Source organism: Flindersiella endophytica, from assembly GCF_054779015.1.
The window spans coordinates 1-17,901 of the sequence record NZ_BAAGYY010000028.1; the positions used below are offsets into that span (position 1 = coordinate 1).

Genomic DNA, 17,901 nt, shown 5'->3' on the forward strand with positions numbered 1-17,901 from the left:
GTCGCCGACGCGCCTTGCTTGTCCGAGTGTGCCGGCACAAGCGCGGCATCCAGATCCACCGTCACCAGGCCACCTTCCCGGCTGCCTGGTGTCCCGGCCAGCGGGCGGCGCTGCTCCCACACCGCTTGCCGGGCGCCTGCTCGGGCTGAGCGGATCGCCGGCAGCGCCGCGTCGATGTCGGCCGCCAACGTGCTGAACAGCCTGGACACCGTGGGATCACTGGCGACCGGGCCGAACAACTCCGGCTGAGCCCGCAGCACCGCCACATCGGCCAGACAATCCCCGCCCAGCGCCACCGCCGTGGCGACATCCAGCAGCACCTTGCCCGGGTCATGGACCGCGCGCCGGCCACGCCACGGCGCCAGCGCCTTCGACAACACTCGATCCAGCCCCGACAACCGGGACACCTGCCGCAACAACACCCCGCCCGAGGACGACACCAACGACTCGCGGACCGAATCCAGAACCACACCACGGGCTCGGCTATTCTTCACCTACGGAGTGCCTTCCACTCGGAACGACTTGGACCTTCGACAAGCCCAATTCTTCCAAGCAGGACAGGCACTTCCGTACTCTCAGGCGCGTGTCACCACAGGCCAGGCGAAATCTCGAGGCTAGAGCGTGTCCTGCGCTACTCGTCTCGTACGGCGCCGTCGACCAGGTGCAAGCGCCGGTCGGCGGCGTCGGCGACTTCGGGGTCGTGTGTCGCGATCACGACGGCGGCGCCGGCCGCCGCGGCCTCCCGCAGGCACGCCACCACCCGGTCGCGGTTGTCGGCGTCCAGCTCCGAGGTCGGCTCGTCGGCCAGCAGCAACTGCGGCTCCACGCACAACGCCCGCGCCACCGCCACGCGCTGTTGCTGGCCGCCCGACAGCTGGTCGATCGGGCGGGTACCGAGCCCGGCCAGCCCGACCCGCTCCAACGCGGCAGCGGCCCGCCGTCCGGCTTCCCGGCCGCCGACACCACGCGAACGCAACCCGACCTCGACGTTCTCCTGCGCGGTGAGCACGCCGAGCAGCCCGTACAGCTGCAGCACCATGCCCACCTGCAACAGGTGCGAACGATCGCCCGGCCGCAACACCGTGCCCTCGGAGGCCCCACGCCCGAACCGCACCGAGCCGTCATCCGCGGCCACCAGCCCGCCCAGCACGCTGAGCAGGGTCGTCTTGCCGGACGCCGACGCTCCCGTCACCGCGAGCACTTCCCCGGCCGCGACCGTGCACGACACTCCGGAAAGGATCCGGCGCCCGGACCGGACGACGACGACCTCCGAGGCCGACGTCCACCAGCCGGTGACGGTACGCGTGGACGACTCCATCCCGTTCACCTCTCGACCTTCGTCAACCGCGCCGCCCCCAGCTCGGGCTCCGGCTCGACGTGGATCAGCGTGCCGGCCGGCCAGTGCGCCAGCAGGCGTTCGGGCAGATGGATCGACCCGTCGACGCCGACCACGGCGTACTCCTCGCCATGCATGCCTTCCGCGCCGACCCGGCCGTCCCTGATCGTGACGGTACGGCCGAGCCGCTGCGCCACGTCGGCGTCGTGGCTCACCACGATCACGGTCGTGCCGAACTCCTCGTTGACGCGTTCCAGCAGCTCGATCACCTGCCATCGGTGGTCGGACGACAGCTGCGAGGTCGGCTCGTCGGCCAGCAGCAGGCCGGGCCCGTTCGCCACGCCGACGGCCAGGGCCACCCGCTGCTGCTCACCACCGGACAGGAAGTGCACGGGCCGGCTCGCCGACGCGTCGAGCCCGAGCGACGCCAGCAGCTCGCGCGCGGCCGGCAGCCGCCGGCGTACGCTGCGCGACAACGCCCGGCGGACGAACTCCACGTTGTCGAGCGCCGAGCCGTACGGCAGCAGGTTGCGCGCGGCACCTTGCAGCAGCGTGCTGACCCGGTTGGCCCGCAGCCCGACCAACGCCGACTCGGCACGGCGGGAGATGTCGTCGCCGTCGATCAGGATCTGGCCCGCGCTCGGCCGCTGCAGCCCGCCCAGCAGGTTGAGCAACGTCGACTTGCCGGAGCCCGAGGGACCGAGCAGCGTGAGCCGTTCGCCGGCACCGATGTCGAGGTCCACGCCGCGCAGCGCCACGACGTCCGTACCGTCGTCGGCGCGGTAGATGTGGACGACGCCGAGGCAGGTGACCGCGACTCCCGTGGTCGTGGTCCCAGTCCCACTTGTGGTCCCCGTTGTGGTCATGGCCGTGCCTCCCTGAGTACCTCCGGCCGGCTGGTCCGGATCAGCCACACGGCCACCAGCCATCCGATCCCGAACAGAACGAGCGTCATGCCGGCGGTCAGCCCACCGAGCTGCGCCCATGGCTGGCCGGGCGCCCGCGGCCCGAACAACGCCGACACGGCGTTCGGTGCGGCCACCGAGATCAGCGGCGTCGACAGGTACGCGCAGCCGAACATCAGCAGGCCCGCGGCCCAGAACAGCGTGATCGCCTCCGCCGCCTCCGCCCACCGAACGCTGCGAGGACTCACGCCGGCCACCGAGAGCGCCGCCACCTCGTAACGCCGTCGCCGGGCCGAGATCACCAGCAGCAGGACCGTGCCGCTCAGCGCCAGCCCGAAGGCCGCGATCGACGCGACCAGGAACACCGTCTGTGCGATCGCGGCTCCGCTGCCGTCGAGCTGGTCCAGCCTGGCCTCGATGCTGCGCTCCGGCCCGATCAGGAAGCCTTCGGCCTCGAGCGTTCGCAGGATCGACGCCGGCGCATCGGCGGTCATCCAGACCTCGGCCTTGGCGCCGAACGGCAGCGGCTGCGCCTCCCGCTCGGCGTACTCCAGATCCATCAGTACGCCCTCACGGCCAAGCCTCGGCAGCAGCTCCGCCTGCCCGGCGCTCCGCACCGGCCGGCCCGCGCTGTCGACACCGCGGCCCGCCAGCAGCCCGCCGGCCGGCCGCTCGATCCCGTCGTACCGTTCCAGCGCCGACTTCTCGGCTCCGTAGAACTGCTCCAGCTGGGTCGTCGACGCACGTACGACCGGCAGCACCGCCGGCAGGTCGCGCGGGGTGAGGCCGAGCTCCTGCGCGGACTGGCCGACGTGCAGGTCGGCGACCAGGCCCTGCCGAGCAGCCGCACCTGCTTTGCCGGCCGGGACCACCACCGCGCGTGGCGGCTGCGACTGCATGCCGCTCAGCGCGAGCGCCGAACGCCAACGGTCGGCGCCGGCGGTGAAGCCCGCGTCGACCGGCTTGCCGTCCACCCGGAGCTCGCGGAACACCAGCCGGGCGTCGAGGGCGACGGGTGTCAGGCGTTCCATCGTGAGCTTGCGCAGGCGGCAGCCGACCTGGCAGCTCGGCAGCTCGGCCCGGTAGGTCCGGACACCGGGACGCAGCTTGCCCAGATCACCCACCAGCTTGGATCCCGGCTTCGATCCGCCGGTCGTCTCGGCCTCGAACCGCAACGAGACCGGCTCGGCGGACTTCAGCTTCGCGGTGTCGACGGTCAGCTCGATCAGGTTGCCCTTGAACAGCACCGAGGACTGGGCCGGCTCGCGCAGCCGCTTGGCCAGATCCGCGAGCGGGCTCGGTCCCCAGCCCGGCGCCCAAGCCGCGACGTTCGCCAGCCGGCTGCTGTCGACGGCGAGGAGCCGATCCCCGCCCCTGCTGTCGCTCGGGGTGTTCTCGACGACGGTCATGGCGTACCGGCCGGCCGGGTCGGCCTGGCGTACCGCCGCCATCAGCTCGGCCGGGCTGCGCAGGTTGAGCTGGACGTCGCGGACGACCGGCGCCGACAGCTCGAAGTACGCCTGCGAACGCCTGGTCTCCATGCCCGTCAAGAGTGCATTGGCACCGAACAGCACCAGCACACCCGAGGTCACCAGCAGGATGACGACCCGTCCGTTGCCGCGCCGCCGCGCCAGCTGGCGTGCGGCCAGCCAGCCCGCGACGCCACGCCTCGCCCGCGACAGTCCGATCCAGCTCCGGGCAAGCAGCATCACCAGCTGTGTCCCGAGGATCCCGGCAGCCATCGCGATCAGGGCGGGCGTCAGCAGCCCGAGTCCGGACGCTGTCACGGTGTCGCCGAGCGAACGCAGCTGATAGATGCCCGCGGCCGCCAGCGTCACCAGCACGGCACCGACCACGAACACCGCGATCCGCCGGCGTACACGCGTGCCGCCACGCAACTGCTCGGCCACCGGATCCCGCGCCAGCCGCCAGCTCGCCAGCACGATCGCGGCCAGCCCACCCACGGCCGTGATCGCGAGCGCCGCGAACGTCGGCCAGCCGAGCGTCACCTCCGTGCCGGGCGGCAGCAGCTGGCCGCGTAGTGCGTTGACCGCGGCCCAGCCGAGCACGGCTCCGATCGGCACGGCCGCGACGAGCACGAGTACGGGAAGCGAGACGCCGAACACGAGAGTGCTGCGCAGCCGGTGACCGCGCAGCTTGGCCAGTGCGAACTGCGCTTCCCGGGCCTCGCTGAACGCCTGCACCATCAGGTAGAGCAGGTACCACGACAGCAACAGGATCTGCAGGACGACCAGCAGGCCGGCGCGCTCGACGAGGATCCGTTCCTTCTCGAACGTGTCCAGCACGGGTACCAGATCGGCTTTGTAGCGCGTGTTGTCGACCCGTGGCGCCTGGCTGAGCGCAGTCAGCTTGGCCGTCAGTACGGACAGGTCGCCGATGTGGACCTTGTCCCGCTGGAGCATCCAGTCGGTGACCGGTATCGCCAGCAGCCGGCGAGCCTGCTCCTCCGAGAGGAGCGGCGATCCGATCCGAGGTGGGGTGGGGGGAACCTGGATCTCCCTGCGGCGCTCGAAATAGCTCCGGTCACCCCAGTACGGATCCTTGGGATCCTTCGGCTGGTACCACCCGACAACCTTGCCCAGGGGTTCCGGGTAACGCGGATCGTTGAGCACGAAGCCGAGCTTGATGCCGAACTGCTTACCGTCGGCAGCCAGCACGGCGATGCCGTCGCCGGCGGTCGGACACGTGCCCCGCACCATGACGACGTGCTCGCACTGGTTCTCGCGCCAGGCGGCCACCGTCCGGGCCTCCTGGGTCTCACTGATCGTCAGCTTGACCGTCCTGCTCTCGATCCCCCGGACAGGCGGCGCGAAGTAGCGGGTGAGCTCCGGATCGGCCACCTTGCGTACGGCCTGGGCGGAGTCGACGTCCGTGATCGACAGCCGGGCGGCCGCGTCCGACGTCTGCGCCAGCCGCTCGCTGAGCATCGCCTCCTGCACCGATGCCGCGTAGATCGACGTTCCCACCGCAGCCGCCACACCGCCGACGGCGACCACCAGCAGCGCCAGCGAAAGCCCTTTCCCCCACAACACGGCTCGCAGGGTCAGCCAGAGTCCTCCCATGGCCTAAAAGCCTGCGGTATGGCAGGGGAAGGTTCGAGCACGACGGACGAATGTGGCTGAACAGTTATGTCGGCAGGCGCATATTACCCGTACATTTTCGACGCTTTTCAGCCCTTCGAGGCACCGCTGGCCAGGCCGCCGATCAGCTGGCGCTCGGCGACCGCGTAGAACGCGAGCGCCGGCACCATCGACAGCGTCACGTACGCCAGGATCTGTGCGGTGTCCTGCCCGTGCTCGGTCGAGAACTGCGTGACGCCGAGCGGGATCGTCCACCATTCCGGGCTGATGAACACGACCAGCGGCAACATGAAGTTGTTCCAGCTCGCCACGATCGCCAGCACCGACACTGTCGCGAGGGCAGGCCGCGCCATCGGCAGCAGGATCCGCCAGAAGAAGCCGAACGTCGTACAGCCGTCCAGCGTCGCCGCCTCCTCGATCTCCGCCGGGATCGCCCGGAAGAACGCGCGCAGGATGATGATCGTCACCGGCAAACCGAACGCCGCCTGCGTGAGGATCACGCCCATCGGATTGTCCAGCAGGCCGAGACCACGCAGTATGACGAACAACGGCAAGATCGCCACCGCGAACGGAAACATCAGCCCGACCGTGAACAGCATGAACAGGAACTCCCTGCCGCGGAACGCGAACCGGGCGAAGACGAACGCCGCCAGCGCCGCGACCCCGACCAGCAGGACCGTGGTGGCCAGTGCGATGAACGCGCTGTTCCACAGCGGTCGCCAGAACGCCGTACCCGAGCCCAGGATCTCGCCGTACTTGGAGAAGATCCACGGGTTGGGCAGCCCGAACGGGTTGGTCGCCAGCTGCCCGTCGTCCTTGAAGCCGCTGATCGCGCCGTACGCGATCGGCACGACGACGAACGCGCTGACCAGCGCGGCGATCACGTACAACACGAACACCTTGGTCCGGCTCATCCCGATCATCGCTGGTCTCGCATTCCGGTGATCGCTCCTTCGATGTCCCTGCGCATGACGAACCGCTGGTATCCGATCGCGAACAGCAGGCTGATCACGAACATCACCATGCTGATCGCACCCGAGTAGCCGACCTGGCGACGGACGAAGCCGACGTCGAACATCGTCACGGCCAGGGTTTCGGACGAGTGCAACGGCCCGCCCTCGGTGAGTACCCACACCAGGTCGAACAGTTGGATGGTGCCGATCACCGAGAGGAAGACGCTGATCCGGATCGTCGGTCCGAGCAACGGCAACGTGACGTAGCGGAAGATCTTCCACTCGCTGCCGCCGTCGATGGCCGCCGCCTCGATCAGCTCGTTCGGGATGTTCTGCCGGCCGGCCAGGTAGAGAATCATGTGGAAGCCGAAGTACTTCCAGGTCATGACGAAGAACAGCACGTACACCACGATCGACGGGTCGGCCAGCCAGGTGATGCCGAGATCGGCCAGGCCCAGCACCTTCATCACCTGGTCGGCGAGTCCGGTGTCCGGCGCGAAGATCATCGTGAACAGGACGCCGGCGATGACTTCGGACAGCACGTACGGCGCGAAGAACAGCAGCCGGAAGAACGCGCGGCCACGGATGCGCTGGTTCAGCAGCAGCGCGATGCCGAGCGCCATCGGCAGCTGGACCACGAGCGACAACACGATGATCAGCCCCGCGTTGCGCAGGTCGCCGAAGAACACCGGGTTGCCGAACAGCTTGGTGAAGTTGTCCAGGCCGACGAAGTCGGTCGGCATCCCGCCGTAGCCGTTCCAGTCGAACAGGCTGGTGTACGCCGCCACCAGGATCGGCGCCAGTACGAGCAACCCGAACAGCACCAGCGCGGGTAGCAGGAACAGTGCGATCGTCACCAGGTTGACCAGCACCCGGCGACGGCGAGCCGGCGAACTGGTTGCCGGCTCAGTCGTCGCGGGTCTGGGCTTTGTCGCCAGGCTCATCTATCGGTCCTCGGGTCGCGTCTGCCCTTGGTTGCCGCCGGTCGCACGCCTCTCCACGCACGACCGGCGGCTGCTCGAAGGTGTTCCACTGTCAGTTGCTCTGGGCTGCTGCCGTGATGTCCTTGGCGACATCCTCCGGACTCTTCTGGCCGGCGATCAGCGCTGCGACCGCATCGTTGACCGTCGAACCGACCTCGGGCGGGTACGCCTGGTCGAGGTAGAGCTGGAACCCGGACGCGTGCGCCAGCGTGTCGGCGATCACCTTGCGGCCCGGGTCCTTGAGCGCGTCCTCTGCACCCTTGGTGACCGGCAGAACGCCGTTGACGGGTGGGGCGGCGAGGTGGCGCTGGTTTTCGACGCTGGAGATGAACTTCAGGAAGTCGACCGCCTCCGCCGGCGCGTCCTTGCCGACGGCGAACCCGCCGCCGCCACCGAACACGTCGCTCGCCGAGCCCTTGCCGCCCTCGACCGCAGGGAACGCGAAGAAGCCGAGGTCCTTGCCGAGGCCCTTCTTGTTCTTGGCGTTCTCGGCGTGCGCGCCAGGTGCCCACTGCCCCATCAGCTCCATGGCCGCCTGGCCGTTGCCGACGATCGCGGCCTCACCAGACGTCGTCCCGTAGGCCGTTCCGAGGTAACCCTTCTGGAACGGGTCGAGGTCCGCGAGCTCCTTCACGTGCTGGCCGGCCTTGATGAAGTCAGGCGTGTTGAAGTTGCCGTCCTCGGCGGCCTGCTTGAGCGCGTCCAGGCCGGCGACGCGCATCGCGAGATACGCCCAGTAGTAGTGGCCGGGCCATTTCTCCTTGCCGGCAAGGGCGATCGGCGTGATGCCGGCGGCCTTCAGCTTGCGTACGGCGTCGAGGTACTCGGTCCAGGTCGTCGGCGGCTGCGTGATGCCGGCCTGGGTGAAGAGCTTCTTGTTGTACCAGAAGCCGACCATGCCGATGTCGTACGGAATGGCGTAGGTCTTGCCGTCGAACTGGTACGGCGAGACGCTCGCCGGCGTCAGCGTGTCGAGCCACGGCGCGACGTCCTTGCTGATGTCCTTGACCAGCCCGGCGTCCAGCTGATCCTTGAGCACGCCGCCGCCCCAGGTCTGGAACAGGTCGGGCGGCGTACCGGCTTGGGTGACTGTGGTCAGTTTCGCCTTGAACGCCTGGTTTTCCAGGGTTGTGATCTTGATGTCTACGTTCTTGTGCTTGGCCTCGTACGCCTTGGCCAGCTTGGCCCATTCCCCCTTCATGGGGTCCTGGTTCTGGATGTGCCACCACTCGATGGTCACCTTGCCGTTGGCGGCTTGTCCGGTCTCGCCGCCACCGTTGTCGCCGCAGCCCGCGAGGAACAACGCGGCCGCGGCTCCCACAATCAGAACAGTCCGTCGAAACCGCGAGATCACAGCTATCACACCACGCCTCACCCAGCCGAAAACTTTCGGCCCTCGATCGGTATTTTTCAGTGGACGCCGGTCACGCTACCGCCAGGTTTCCGCGAGGGTCAAGACTTGTTACCGCAACGATTCGAGTGGCGTTTCGACAAAATGGGAGCGAGACCATTTCCGGCTCGGGACGGGCTCTGCTTCCGGTAATTTTCAGTCGAGTTGCCCAGGTGTACTACCGGCCAGGGCCGATCTAGTCTTCGATGTTGTGACCGATTCGCTTCGCGCTCTTGAACCCGAACTAGCCGCCGTGCCCGGAACCGTGTCGATCTGGTGTGGTTCGGTCTCTTCTGCCGAGCCCGCGTACGCCCGTGTACCCGATGCCATCCACTACGCCGCCAGCACGATGAAGGCGGCCGTGATGGTCGCGGCGTACCGCCTGTCCGACGCCGGCAAGCTCGACCTGGACGACGAGGTGCTCGTCCACGACAACTTCGTGTCGGCGACCGGCACGGGCACGTACCACTCGACGGCCGACTACGACAGCGATCCGGAGCCGTGGGAGCGGCTGGGCAAGACCGCGCCGCTGCGGTGGCTGATCCGGCGGATGATCGTCCGCTCCAGCAACCTTGCGACGAACCTGGTGATGGAACGCGTCGACGGGCTCGCCATCGCCAGTGCCTGGCACCGCGCGGGTGCGAGGCGTTCGGTCGTCTCTCGGGGCATCCAGGACTACGGCGCGCAGGAGGCCGGCCTGTCCAACCTCGTCACCGCGGCCGACCTCGCCGCGTTGCTGCGGTCGATCCAGAACGAGACGATCGCGGAGCCCGAGTCGTGCACGCAGATGCTCGGTGTGCTGCTCGCGCAGGAGATGGACGCCGACGTCGTACGCGGGTTGCCGGCGGGCACTCGGGTGGCGCACAAGAACGGATGGGTGGACAACATCCGGCACAGCGCCGCCCTCGTCCTGCCCGACGACCGGGCACCGTACGTCCTGGCTACGTGCATCTCCGCCGAGATGGACGAGGCCACGGGCCAGGAGTTGGTCGCCAAGGTCGCGGCCGCCAGCTGGGCGGACCGGCACTCGATCTAGAGCGGCGTCGATCACACACGACGAGGGCGGCACCAACCACGGGTGCCGCCCTCGTACAAGTTCACGGGCTTCAGCGGTGCCTGCCGAAGCCCCACTTCTCGATCGCGTCCTTGCGGCCGGTGACGTCCGCGACCTGCACGGCCGTGGCCTTCTCGTCGGCGACCGTGGCGAACACGCGTACCTCGTCGTCCTTCTTCACCGCGCTGATGCCGTCGCGGGTGGAGTTGACCAGGGTGTCGGCGGTGACGGTGTAGGTACGGGAGTAGCCGTCCTCGCTCTTCAACGTGATCGAGGAGGAGCTGACCGCCGTGACCTTGCCGACCTGGGTGGCGACGGTTTGGTAGCCGGAGCCGTCGGACTGCTTCACGACGAACTCGCCGTGCAGGCCCATGCCCATGCCGAAGCGGCCGGGCATGCCGCGCTTGACGTGCTCGCCGGGTTTCGGCGCGTCGGTCGGTGCCGGCGTCTCGGGGCCGGTCAGTGCGGCCGGTGCGGCGTCGTTGGTCTGGTTGCCGCCCTGTCCACCGCTGCCGAGGGCGCCACCTGCCCAGGCGACGCCACCGGCTGCCAGTGCGCCGATCAGGCCGACCGCCGCGACCGTGCCGGCGACCTTCGCCCTTCGAGACCCTGAGCCCTGCTTCGGCCCGGACTGCGGCTCGAACGGGCCCATGGGCGGGGTTGGCTGTTGGTCCATGATTTCGTGGTCCTTCGTGTGGGGTTCCACAGGTTCACCAGAGCATGGACCACCAACCTATGAGAAAGCTGGGTGTTTGCTGGACGGTACGCGAAACCCGTCTGCTACAGCGCGCCACCGGCGGCGTGCGGGGAGTTCTGGTCGGAACCGTTGTCACCGACGGCTTCCCTGGCCAGGAAGTCCTCGACGTGGAACAGGTTGTCGCCCGCGCGGTCCATCACGGCCAGCAGCGTCGACATCGAGGAGACCTCCTCGACCTGTTCCTTGAGGAACCACTGCATGAACTGCTCGCCGACGTAGTCGGCCTCGTCGCGGGCGGCCTTGGCCAGCGCGACGATCTGGTCGGTGACGGTGCGTTCCTGCGCCAGGGCGAGCGCCACCAGGTCGCGGGCGCTGGTGAAGTCGTTGCGCACCTCGTCGACAGCCGGGATCGCTACCTTGATGCTCTGGTCGAGGAAATACTGCACGATCATCATGGCGTGGTTGCGCTCTTCGAGCGCCTGGCGGTAGAAGTGCGCCGCGAGCCGGGGCAGGTCCTGGGCATCGAACCAGACCGCCAGAGCGATGTACTGCTGATGTGCGTTGAACTCGTGACGAATCTGCTCTTGCAGCAACGCGACGAATTTCGAACCGCTGTCCTTTTGCCTGTGCAGTATCGACATGCGCACAACATACAGCGGCCGCAAGCGCGTATCCAGCAAGGTTAGGCATCGCTTTCAGAGGTTGGGCATTGCTCTCTCCCGCGCTTCAGAATCGCTCCCACAGCGGGCGAAGGGCGTCCGCCGCCGCGACGAACGTGTCGTACCGCCGGGCCAGTCGCGCCACACCAGCCGGGTCCGGCTCGTGCCGGCGTCCGATGTCGACGCCCTCGGCGGCATCGCCGAGCGAGTCGTACCACCCGATGCCGAGCGCGCCGAGCAACGCGGCACCTCGTGCACCGGTCTCTTCGCAGGCAGGGACCTCGATCTCCAGGTCGAGTGCGTCAGCGAACAGTTGCGACCAGACGGCACTGCGGGCGGCACCGCCGGACAACCGCGCCACCCGGTCGATGGCGAACCGCTCCCGCAGGCTGTCGACATGGACGCGATGCCCGAGCACGACGCCTTCGTACACCGCGCGCGTGACCTCTCCCCTCCCGTGCCAGCCGCGTAGTCCGAGAAAGGCGGCATTCGCCTTTTCGCCGTACGGAGAGCCGTAAAGGAAAGGATGATAAAGCGGCCCGTCGGATCGCGACAACGCTGCGCGTACGTCGTTTTCCAGTGTGGCGTAGCTTTCCGGCTCGCCGGCCATTCCGAACAGCTCGCGCCACCATTCCAGGTTGGTCGCGGACGACGGCGAGGTCGACATGTTGAGCCGGGTGCCCGGGGTGAGGAACGTCCTGGCCTGCCAGCGCTCGTCGACGCTGACGTCGGTGCTCACGACCTGGTTGATGCTGAACGTGCCCGCCACCAGGCTGAGCCGGCCGGGCGTCACGACGCCCATGCCGAGCGCGGTGCCGTCGACGTCGTGCGCGCCGGTCACGACGGGGGTGCCGGCGGCCAGGCCGGTCTGCGCCGCGGCCGCCGCGGTGACCACGCCCGCGACCTCGTGCGATGCTCGGAGCGGCGGCAGCCGGTCGGCGAGCGAGGCCAGGCCGTAGAGCTCCCAGACGTCGTCCGTGTAGTCCTGCGTACGGACGTCGGTGAACGCGCAGCTCGCCTCGCTCGGATCGGTCGCCAGGCCGGCCGCGCCCGTCAGCCGGAGGCGCAACCAGTCCTTGCAGAACAGGATCCAGCGCGTCCGGGCCAGGACCTCCGGGTTGTGCCGCGCGAACCAGGCCAGCAGCGCCGACGGTGAGCCGGGGTACGGCACCTGGCCGGTCAGGTCGAGCATCCGGCGCCAGCGGGCCGGGTCGGCGCGCCACTCCTCCAGTACGGCGGCGGCGCGGGTGTCCATCGCCGTGACCGCCGGGCGTACCGGTGAGAGCGATTCGTCAACCAGGTAAAGGCCGTCGTTGTGGCCCACGATCCCCACGGCCGCGATCCGTGCGCCGTCGGTTCCGGCGCCGGCGCCGGCCAGCGCGGAACGGATCGCCGCGGTCGTCGCCCGCCACACCTCCTCCAGATCGCGCTCGACCCAGTGTGGTGCCGGGCTGGACACCGCGACCCGGCCGGAGCCCTCGCCGACGGGCCGGCCGGTGCGGTCGAACACGCAAGCCTTCGTGACGGTCTGCCCGGCATCGACGCCCAGTAAGAGATCTGGCTGCATGTAGCGTGCTTACCATGCCCGAGGACTCTTCTCCCGATTGCGTCGGCGCGTTCATCCGCGACGGCCACAACCGCGTCTACGCCCATCGCCGTACCAACGACCGGCGGGTGCTGCCCGGCATCTGGGACGTCGTCGGCGGCCACGTCGAGCCGGGCGAGTCCGCAGAGCAGGCGCTGGCCCGCGAGATCGAGGAGGAGACCGGCTGGCGGCTGCGGCACATCGAGGCCGTGATCGCCGACTGGCAGTGGGAGTACGACGGCGTGGTCCGGCGCGAGCTCGACTACCTCGTCGAGGTCGACGGTGACCTCGACGAGCCGCGGCTGGAGGAGGGCAAGCACGACGCGTACGCCTGGGTCGGGCCGGACAACCTCGAGCAGATGATGGTCGACCGTACCGACGGCGATCGCCGGCTGCGCGACATCGTGGCGAAGGCGACCCGGATCCGCCTGACCTCACGCCTGCGGCTCGAGCCGGTCGGGCCGGAGCATGCGGGCGACCTGTTCCGCGTGCACAGCAACCCGGGAGTCGCGGGATGGTACGGCGACCTGAGCCCCGCCGACATCGACCGGCTCGCGGCGGACATGGGTTCGGCCTGGGAGCAGGCAGGCGTCTCGAAGTGGATCGTCTACGACCGCGGCACCGGCGAGCTGATCGGCCGCGGCGGTCTGTCCCGGATGTCGCCCGACCAGATGATGGCCGGCCAGATCAGGACGGCCCTCGGCCCGGGCAGCACCTGGGGCGACACACGGCTCGAGCTCGGCTGGGCCCTGATCGACACGCATTGGGGCAACGGCTACGCCACCGAAATCGGCCAGGCCGGACTCGACTACGGCTTCGACGTCCTCGGCGGCAGCGAGGTGGTCGCGTTCACGGAGGTGGACAACTCCAAGTCCAGCGCCGTGATGGAACGCCTCGGCATGGAACGGGTCGGCGAGATCACCGGCGCCGGCCAGATCGCAGGCCTCTCCGTCACCCACGACGACGCACCGTTCGTCCTTTACACGAAGCGCCGCTGAACGCGTGGGCGGCAGGCAGCAGCCTTAGGCGCGGACGATCCGCGCGCCATCGACCCGGTCGTGCACCGCAACCCGCTCCAGGTCCTCTGGGCGGATCGCGCGTGCTCTGCTCCCCCACGTTTCCACGGCCACCGAGGCCCAGGCCACCGCTCGCGTCAGGGCGTCGGCTCGGTCGGCGTCGCCTGCGAGGAAGCCGGCCAGCAGGTTGTCGCCCGCGCCGACCGCGCTGCTCACCGCCAGCCGCGTGTCCGAGCGGACCTCCGCGTGCAGCGGCGGCTCGCCGTCAACCAGGACCGCGCCTTCCGGGCCGAGCGTCACCAGCACCGCGCCGCCCGTACGACTGTGCACAGCCTCGGCCGCCTTGACCACCGCGCGCAGCGTGGGCAGCGGCCGCCCGGCCAGCTCCGCGAGCTCCGCGATGTTCGGCTTGACCAGTGCCGGCCGTGCTGCCAGGCCTTCGGCGAGCGCCGATCCGCTGCTGTCGAGCGCGAACCGACCGCCGGCCGCGACCACCCGCTCGCCAAGCCGCGCGTAGAAGTCCGCGCCCACGCCCCTCGGCAACGCGCCCGAGCCCACCACCCACTGGCCGGCCGTGAGCTGCTGCTCGACGGCCTCCACGAGTGCCGTCGCCTCCCGTTCCGAAAGCTTCGGCCCTGGCTCGTTCGCCTTGGTGACGGTCGCCGACGCGCCGGCTCGCCCCAAGTCCAGCAAGGAGATGTTGACCCGGATCGGCTGCTCGATCGGCACCGCGACGTGGGCCACGCCCTCCGCGTCCAGCAGGCCGGCCAGCTGCGCGCCCTCGGCACCGCCGACCGGAAGTACCGCTACGGTATCGATGCCGTTGACCGTCAAGGCACGGCTGACGTTGATTCCCTTGCCGCTCGGCTCGACGTGAACGGCGACCGCCCGGTTCACCTCGCCGGTACGCAACCGGACGAACTCCAGCGTGCGGTCGATAGCGGGATTCGGGGTGACGGTGACGATCACGTCTCGACCTTAGAGGGTCGGCCCGCCCGGACCGCGCAGTACAGGCCGGGGGTACGACGGGCCCGGCGGCTCCCGTAGATTCTTGTTCGTTGGCCCTGAGGGCAGGCTACAGATGGAGGTCGATGTGAAAGCGGTCGTGATCGAGGCGCCAGGAAAGATCAGCGTCGAAACCGTCCCCGACCCCACGCCCGGGCCCAAGGACGTCATCGTCAAGGTCGCCGGGTGCGGCATCTGCGGCACCGACCTGCACATCCTCGAGGGCGAGTTCGCGCCGAGTCTGCCGGTCGTACCCGGTCACGAGTTCGCCGGCGAGATCGTCGAGCTCGGCAGCGACGTCAAGGGCTACGCCGTCGGCGACCAGGTGGCCGTCGACCCGTCGCTGCACTGCGGTGAGTGCTACTACTGCCGGCGCGCCCGCGGCAACCTCTGCGAGAACTGGGCCGCGATCGGCGTCACGACATCCGGTGGTGCCGCGGAGTTCGCCGTCGCACCGGCCAAGAACCTCTACAAGCTCCCCGAGACCGTCGACACTGCCGACGCCGCGCTGATCGAGCCGTTGTCGTGCGCCGTACGCGGCTTCGACGTGCTGCCGCGCGAGCTGGCCGAGCACTACCTCATCTACGGCGCCGGAACGATGGGCCTGATGATGCTGGAGCTCGCCAAGCGCGTCGGCGCGGCCAGCGTGTGCGTCGTCGACGTCAACCCCAACCGCCTCGAGACCGCCCAGCTGCTCGGCTGCAGCTCCGCCGTCGTCGGTGCCGACGAGCTCGCCGAGTCCTACCCCCGCGGCTGGGACGTCGTGATCGACGCCACCGGCGTCGTGGCCGCGATCCAGGACGGCCTGTCGAGGGTCGGGCGCGGCGGTACGTTCCTGCAGTTCGGCGTCGCCAACGAGGCCGCGCAGGCCGTCATCGAGCCGTACAAGATCTACAACCAGGAGATCACAATCACCGGCTCGATGGCCGTGCTGCACAGCTTCGAACGCGCCGGCGACCTGTTCAGCCAGGGCGTGCTGCGGCCGGACGTGATGATCAGCGACCGCTTCCCGCTGACCGACTACGCCGCCGCGATCGAGCAGTTCAAGGCCGGCATCGGGCGCAAGATCCAGGTCGTTCCGTAGCCGCGGCTCCGCTGGCAAAGGCTGCCCGAAAGGGCAACTCCCACTCCCGTTCCCACACCTGAACTTTCCGTGACTGGTGGGGTGAGAGAGCGGCATGGGTTTCTGGCTTGGCTGGCTGGAGCAGCGGCGATCGTGGCGCTCGTCCGCAGTCACCGGGCTGCTGTCGTCGGCGACCGCGATGGTCGCCGGCCAAGACCTACGTGAGCTGACGCCGATCGTCGCGGGACGTTCGGCATCGCTGGCGTCGCCGTGGTCGCCAGCGCGGAGGCGACGCTCGGCGCCTTCGAGCCGGAGCCCAGCCGTGTACCCGCGTCCGGTGCGGGCGGCGGCGTGGACGCCGACAGCGGTGCCGAGCCCCCGGCTCAGGACGAGCTCTTGCAAGCGTTCCTCACAACGGCCAGGGCACCGGTCTCCGCGGCGACGCCTGAGCCGGACGCGTCGTTTGGTCCGCATCGGCCCCGGGCCGGTGCACCCGCGCAGCTCGAGGGCTTCGTACCGGAGTTCATGCGCCACTGGAAGACCAAGATGAGCATGGACGCACAGCTCAACCTGCTCCTGCAGTTTCGTCATGATGATCCTGACGATGGTCGGGCTGCTGTTGTCCATCATCCTGGCGATCGTGACCTGAGCCGCCACGTGTGTCCGTGCCATGTGGCACGCTGTGCGCATGTCGTCTGAGAGTCCCGGCCAGCTGATGCTGCTCGACACCGCTTCGCTCTACTTCCGCGCGTTCTTCGGCGTGCCCGGCACGATGCGGGCGCCCGACGGCTCGCCGATCAACGCCGTACGCGGGCTGCTCGACTTCATCGCCACGTTGGTCGGGCGCTACTCCCCGACCCACCTCGTCGCCTGCTGGGACGACGACTGGCGGCCGGCCTGGCGGGTCAAGCTGATCCCGTCGTACAAGGGTCACCGGGTCGCCTACACCAGGTCCGGCGAGCCCGACGTCGAGGAGACGCCCGACGAGCTCGACGTGCAGGTGCCGGTGATCCGTGAGGTGCTCGCGGCGCTCGGGATCGCGGTGGTCGGCGCGCCCGGCTGCGAGGCCGACGACGTGATCGGCACGCTGGCGACCCAGGCCTCCGGCCCGGTCGACGTGGTCACCGGCGACCGCGACCTCTTCCAGCTGATCGACGACAAACGGTCGGTGCGCATCCTCTACACCGCCCGCGGTGTCGGCAAGCTCGAGGTCGTCGACGAGTCCGTCGTGGTGAAGAAATACGGCGTGACCGGACACCAGTACGCCGACTTCGCCACCCTCCGCGGCGACACGTCGGATGGCCTGCCGGGAGTGCCGGGCGTGGGCGACAAGACCGCTGCCTCGATGATCCAGAAATACGGCGACCTCGAGGGCATCGTCTCCGCAGCCGCCGACGAGAGCTCGGGCCTGTCGCCAACCCTCAAGCTGAAGATCCGCGACTCGATCGACTACCTCGGCAAAGCCCGCGAAGTGGTCCGCGTCCTCACCGACGCCAAGCTCCCCGCCGTCGAGACGGCCCGCCCCGCCGAACCCGCCGACCCCGACCGCTGGTCGGAGCTGGTCGAACGCCTCGGCCTCGGCTCCTCCGCCACTCGCGTCACCGAAGCCCTGGCCGGCGCCTCCTGAGGATCGACTGACTCGCCACCCGGCTTGCCGTCATCGGGTTGGTTCGGCGGCCCTGGCCAGGGCCGCCGTCAGCAGCGCTTGTGCTGACTCCCGCATGAGGCCTGCGGCCTCCGACCGTGACACCGCGGCGACGTCGACCAGCCAGGCCCAGGCCTCGATTCCACAACCGGCGCGAATGGCGACGGCGAGCCGCCTGCGGTCGATGCCCGGATGCGACTCGGCCAGCGGTGCCAGCGCGTCCTCGATCCACGCGATGGCCCTGCCCTGCCGCAGCACCGGACGGGCGTCGCGCGGCGCCTGGGGATCCTGATCGAGCGACATCCGCAGCGCGGCTCGCAGTTGCGGCTCCCACGTTCGCAGGATCTCCGTCTGCTCGGTGATCACCAGGTCGAGGCGCGCGCGGACGTCAGCCGGCGCGTCGTGGGTGAGCAGGCTGGACCGGTCGATGCTCGGCATCGCGGACGCCACACTGGGGCCGTCCACCTCCTGACCCCTGCTCATTCCACGGGAATGGCGGGACCAGCGCA

Annotated in this window: 17 protein-coding genes; 5 read left to right on the forward strand and 12 right to left on the reverse strand. The window is 69.3% G+C overall.

All coding sequences use genetic code 11. The features are described 5' to 3' along the window. The 7 genes from ACYVF6_RS33795 to ACYVF6_RS33825 form a co-directional block, all read right to left on the reverse strand. The coding region (locus ACYVF6_RS33795) for a transposase (protein WP_460527218.1) at positions 1-494 on the reverse strand (494 nt) is incomplete at its 3' end. A gap of 137 nt (positions 495-631) precedes the next feature. Beyond that, positions 632-1,318 carry an ABC transporter ATP-binding protein gene (locus ACYVF6_RS33800; protein WP_460527220.1) on the reverse strand — a complete coding sequence of 229 codons (687 nt, stop codon included), beginning with the start codon at positions 1,316-1,318 and terminating at the stop codon, positions 632-634. A 5-nt stretch (positions 1,319-1,323) separates the two neighbouring features. Further along, positions 1,324-2,202, reverse strand: a complete 879-nt coding sequence (locus ACYVF6_RS33805; protein WP_460527222.1) for an ABC transporter ATP-binding protein — start codon at positions 2,200-2,202, stop codon at positions 1,324-1,326. Then, positions 2,199-5,324 (reverse strand): ABC transporter permease, encoded by a 3,126-nt coding sequence (locus ACYVF6_RS33810; RefSeq protein ID WP_460527224.1) that lies wholly within the window; start codon positions 5,322-5,324, stop codon positions 2,199-2,201. The genes ACYVF6_RS33805 and ACYVF6_RS33810 overlap by 4 nt, the downstream gene beginning before the upstream one ends. 107 nt (positions 5,325-5,431) lie before the next feature. Beyond that, entirely contained in the window at positions 5,432-6,256 is an 825-nt protein-coding gene (locus ACYVF6_RS33815; protein WP_460527226.1) for a carbohydrate ABC transporter permease, read from the reverse strand. Positions 6,257-6,261: 5 nt separating this feature from the next. Further along, complete coding sequence (locus ACYVF6_RS33820; RefSeq protein ID WP_460527228.1) at positions 6,262-7,239, reverse strand: carbohydrate ABC transporter permease; 978 nt, start codon at positions 7,237-7,239, stop codon at positions 6,262-6,264. Between the two features lie 91 nt (positions 7,240-7,330). Beyond that, positions 7,331-8,599 carry a type 2 periplasmic-binding domain-containing protein gene (locus ACYVF6_RS33825; RefSeq protein WP_460527230.1) on the reverse strand — a complete coding sequence of 423 codons (1,269 nt, stop codon included), beginning with the start codon at positions 8,597-8,599 and terminating at the stop codon, positions 7,331-7,333. A gap of 280 nt (positions 8,600-8,879) precedes the next feature. On the opposite strand from ACYVF6_RS33825, the gene ACYVF6_RS33830 reads away from it, so the two are divergent. After that, entirely contained in the window at positions 8,880-9,704 is an 825-nt protein-coding gene (locus ACYVF6_RS33830) for a serine hydrolase (protein WP_460527232.1), read from the forward strand. Positions 9,705-9,774: 70 nt separating this feature from the next. On the opposite strand, the gene ACYVF6_RS33835 is transcribed toward ACYVF6_RS33830, so the two are convergent. The 3 genes from ACYVF6_RS33835 to ACYVF6_RS33845 form a co-directional block, all read right to left on the reverse strand. Beyond that, complete coding sequence (locus ACYVF6_RS33835) at positions 9,775-10,398, reverse strand: hypothetical protein (RefSeq protein ID WP_460527235.1); 624 nt, start codon at positions 10,396-10,398, stop codon at positions 9,775-9,777. Between the two features lie 104 nt (positions 10,399-10,502). After that, positions 10,503-11,060, reverse strand: coding sequence for a ferritin (locus ACYVF6_RS33840; RefSeq protein WP_460527237.1), 558 nt, complete (start codon positions 11,058-11,060; stop codon positions 10,503-10,505). Between the two features lie 85 nt (positions 11,061-11,145). After that, positions 11,146-12,645 (reverse strand): FGGY-family carbohydrate kinase, encoded by a 1,500-nt coding sequence (locus ACYVF6_RS33845; protein WP_460527239.1) that lies wholly within the window; start codon positions 12,643-12,645, stop codon positions 11,146-11,148. 14 nt (positions 12,646-12,659) lie between these two features. Between ACYVF6_RS33845 and ACYVF6_RS33850 the strand changes: the two genes are divergently transcribed. Beyond that, on the forward strand, positions 12,660-13,661 hold the full coding sequence (locus ACYVF6_RS33850; RefSeq protein ID WP_460527241.1) for a GNAT family N-acetyltransferase: 1,002 nt from the start codon (positions 12,660-12,662) through the stop codon (positions 13,659-13,661). Between the two features lie 24 nt (positions 13,662-13,685). On the opposite strand, the gene ACYVF6_RS33855 is transcribed toward ACYVF6_RS33850, so the two are convergent. Next, positions 13,686-14,648: a 1-phosphofructokinase family hexose kinase gene (locus ACYVF6_RS33855; protein WP_460527243.1), complete on the reverse strand. Its 963-nt coding sequence runs from the start codon at positions 14,646-14,648 to the stop codon at positions 13,686-13,688. Between the two features lie 112 nt (positions 14,649-14,760). Here ACYVF6_RS33855 and ACYVF6_RS33860 point away from each other — a divergent pair, with 112 nt between their 5' ends. The 3 genes from ACYVF6_RS33860 (at position 14,761) to ACYVF6_RS33870 (ending at position 17,374) form a co-directional block, all read left to right on the forward strand. Beyond that, a complete protein-coding gene (locus ACYVF6_RS33860; protein WP_460527245.1) occupies positions 14,761-15,768 on the forward strand; it encodes a zinc-dependent alcohol dehydrogenase family protein in 1,008 nt (335 codons plus the stop codon). Positions 15,769-16,017: 249 nt separating this feature from the next. Next, a complete protein-coding gene (locus tag ACYVF6_RS33865; protein ID WP_460527247.1) occupies positions 16,018-16,446 on the forward strand; it encodes a hypothetical protein in 429 nt (142 codons plus the stop codon). After that, the gene (locus tag ACYVF6_RS33870) at positions 16,436-17,374 is read left to right on the forward strand and encodes a 5'-3' exonuclease (protein WP_460527249.1); all 939 of its coding nucleotides are present in this window, start codon (positions 16,436-16,438) and stop codon (positions 17,372-17,374) included. Before ACYVF6_RS33865 ends, ACYVF6_RS33870 begins: the two co-directional genes overlap by 11 nt. A 30-nt stretch (positions 17,375-17,404) precedes the next feature. Here the strand turns inward: ACYVF6_RS33870 and ACYVF6_RS33875 are convergent, their stop codons facing one another. Continuing rightward, positions 17,405-17,875, reverse strand: coding sequence for a hypothetical protein (locus ACYVF6_RS33875; protein WP_460527251.1), 471 nt, complete (start codon positions 17,873-17,875; stop codon positions 17,405-17,407). Positions 17,876-17,901 lie beyond the last annotated feature (26 nt).

Coding starts and splice junctions, on each gene's coding strand:
- ACYVF6_RS33870 (WP_460527249.1), top strand. CDS start 16,436: ATGTCGTCTGAGAGTCCCGGCCAGCTGATGCTGCTCGACACCGCTTCG.
- ACYVF6_RS33850 (WP_460527241.1), top strand. CDS start 12,660: ATGCCCGAGGACTCTTCTCCCGATTGCGTCGGCGCGTTCATCCGCGAC.
- ACYVF6_RS33875 (WP_460527251.1), bottom strand. CDS start 17,875: ATGAGCAGGGGTCAGGAGGTGGACGGCCCCAGTGTGGCGTCCGCGATG.
- ACYVF6_RS33805 (WP_460527222.1), bottom strand. CDS start 2,202: ATGACCACAACGGGGACCACAAGTGGGACTGGGACCACGACCACGGGA.
- ACYVF6_RS33815 (WP_460527226.1), bottom strand. CDS start 6,256: ATGAGCCGGACCAAGGTGTTCGTGTTGTACGTGATCGCCGCGCTGGTC.
- ACYVF6_RS33860 (WP_460527245.1), top strand. CDS start 14,761: ATGGAGGTCGATGTGAAAGCGGTCGTGATCGAGGCGCCAGGAAAGATC.
- ACYVF6_RS33845 (WP_460527239.1), bottom strand. CDS start 12,645: ATGCAGCCAGATCTCTTACTGGGCGTCGATGCCGGGCAGACCGTCACG.
- ACYVF6_RS33840 (WP_460527237.1), bottom strand. CDS start 11,060: ATGTCGATACTGCACAGGCAAAAGGACAGCGGTTCGAAATTCGTCGCG.
- ACYVF6_RS33810 (WP_460527224.1), bottom strand. CDS start 5,324: ATGGGAGGACTCTGGCTGACCCTGCGAGCCGTGTTGTGGGGGAAAGGG.
- ACYVF6_RS33800 (WP_460527220.1), bottom strand. CDS start 1,318: ATGGAGTCGTCCACGCGTACCGTCACCGGCTGGTGGACGTCGGCCTCG.
- ACYVF6_RS33820 (WP_460527228.1), bottom strand. CDS start 7,239: ATGAGCCTGGCGACAAAGCCCAGACCCGCGACGACTGAGCCGGCAACC.
- ACYVF6_RS33835 (WP_460527235.1), bottom strand. CDS start 10,398: ATGGACCAACAGCCAACCCCGCCCATGGGCCCGTTCGAGCCGCAGTCC.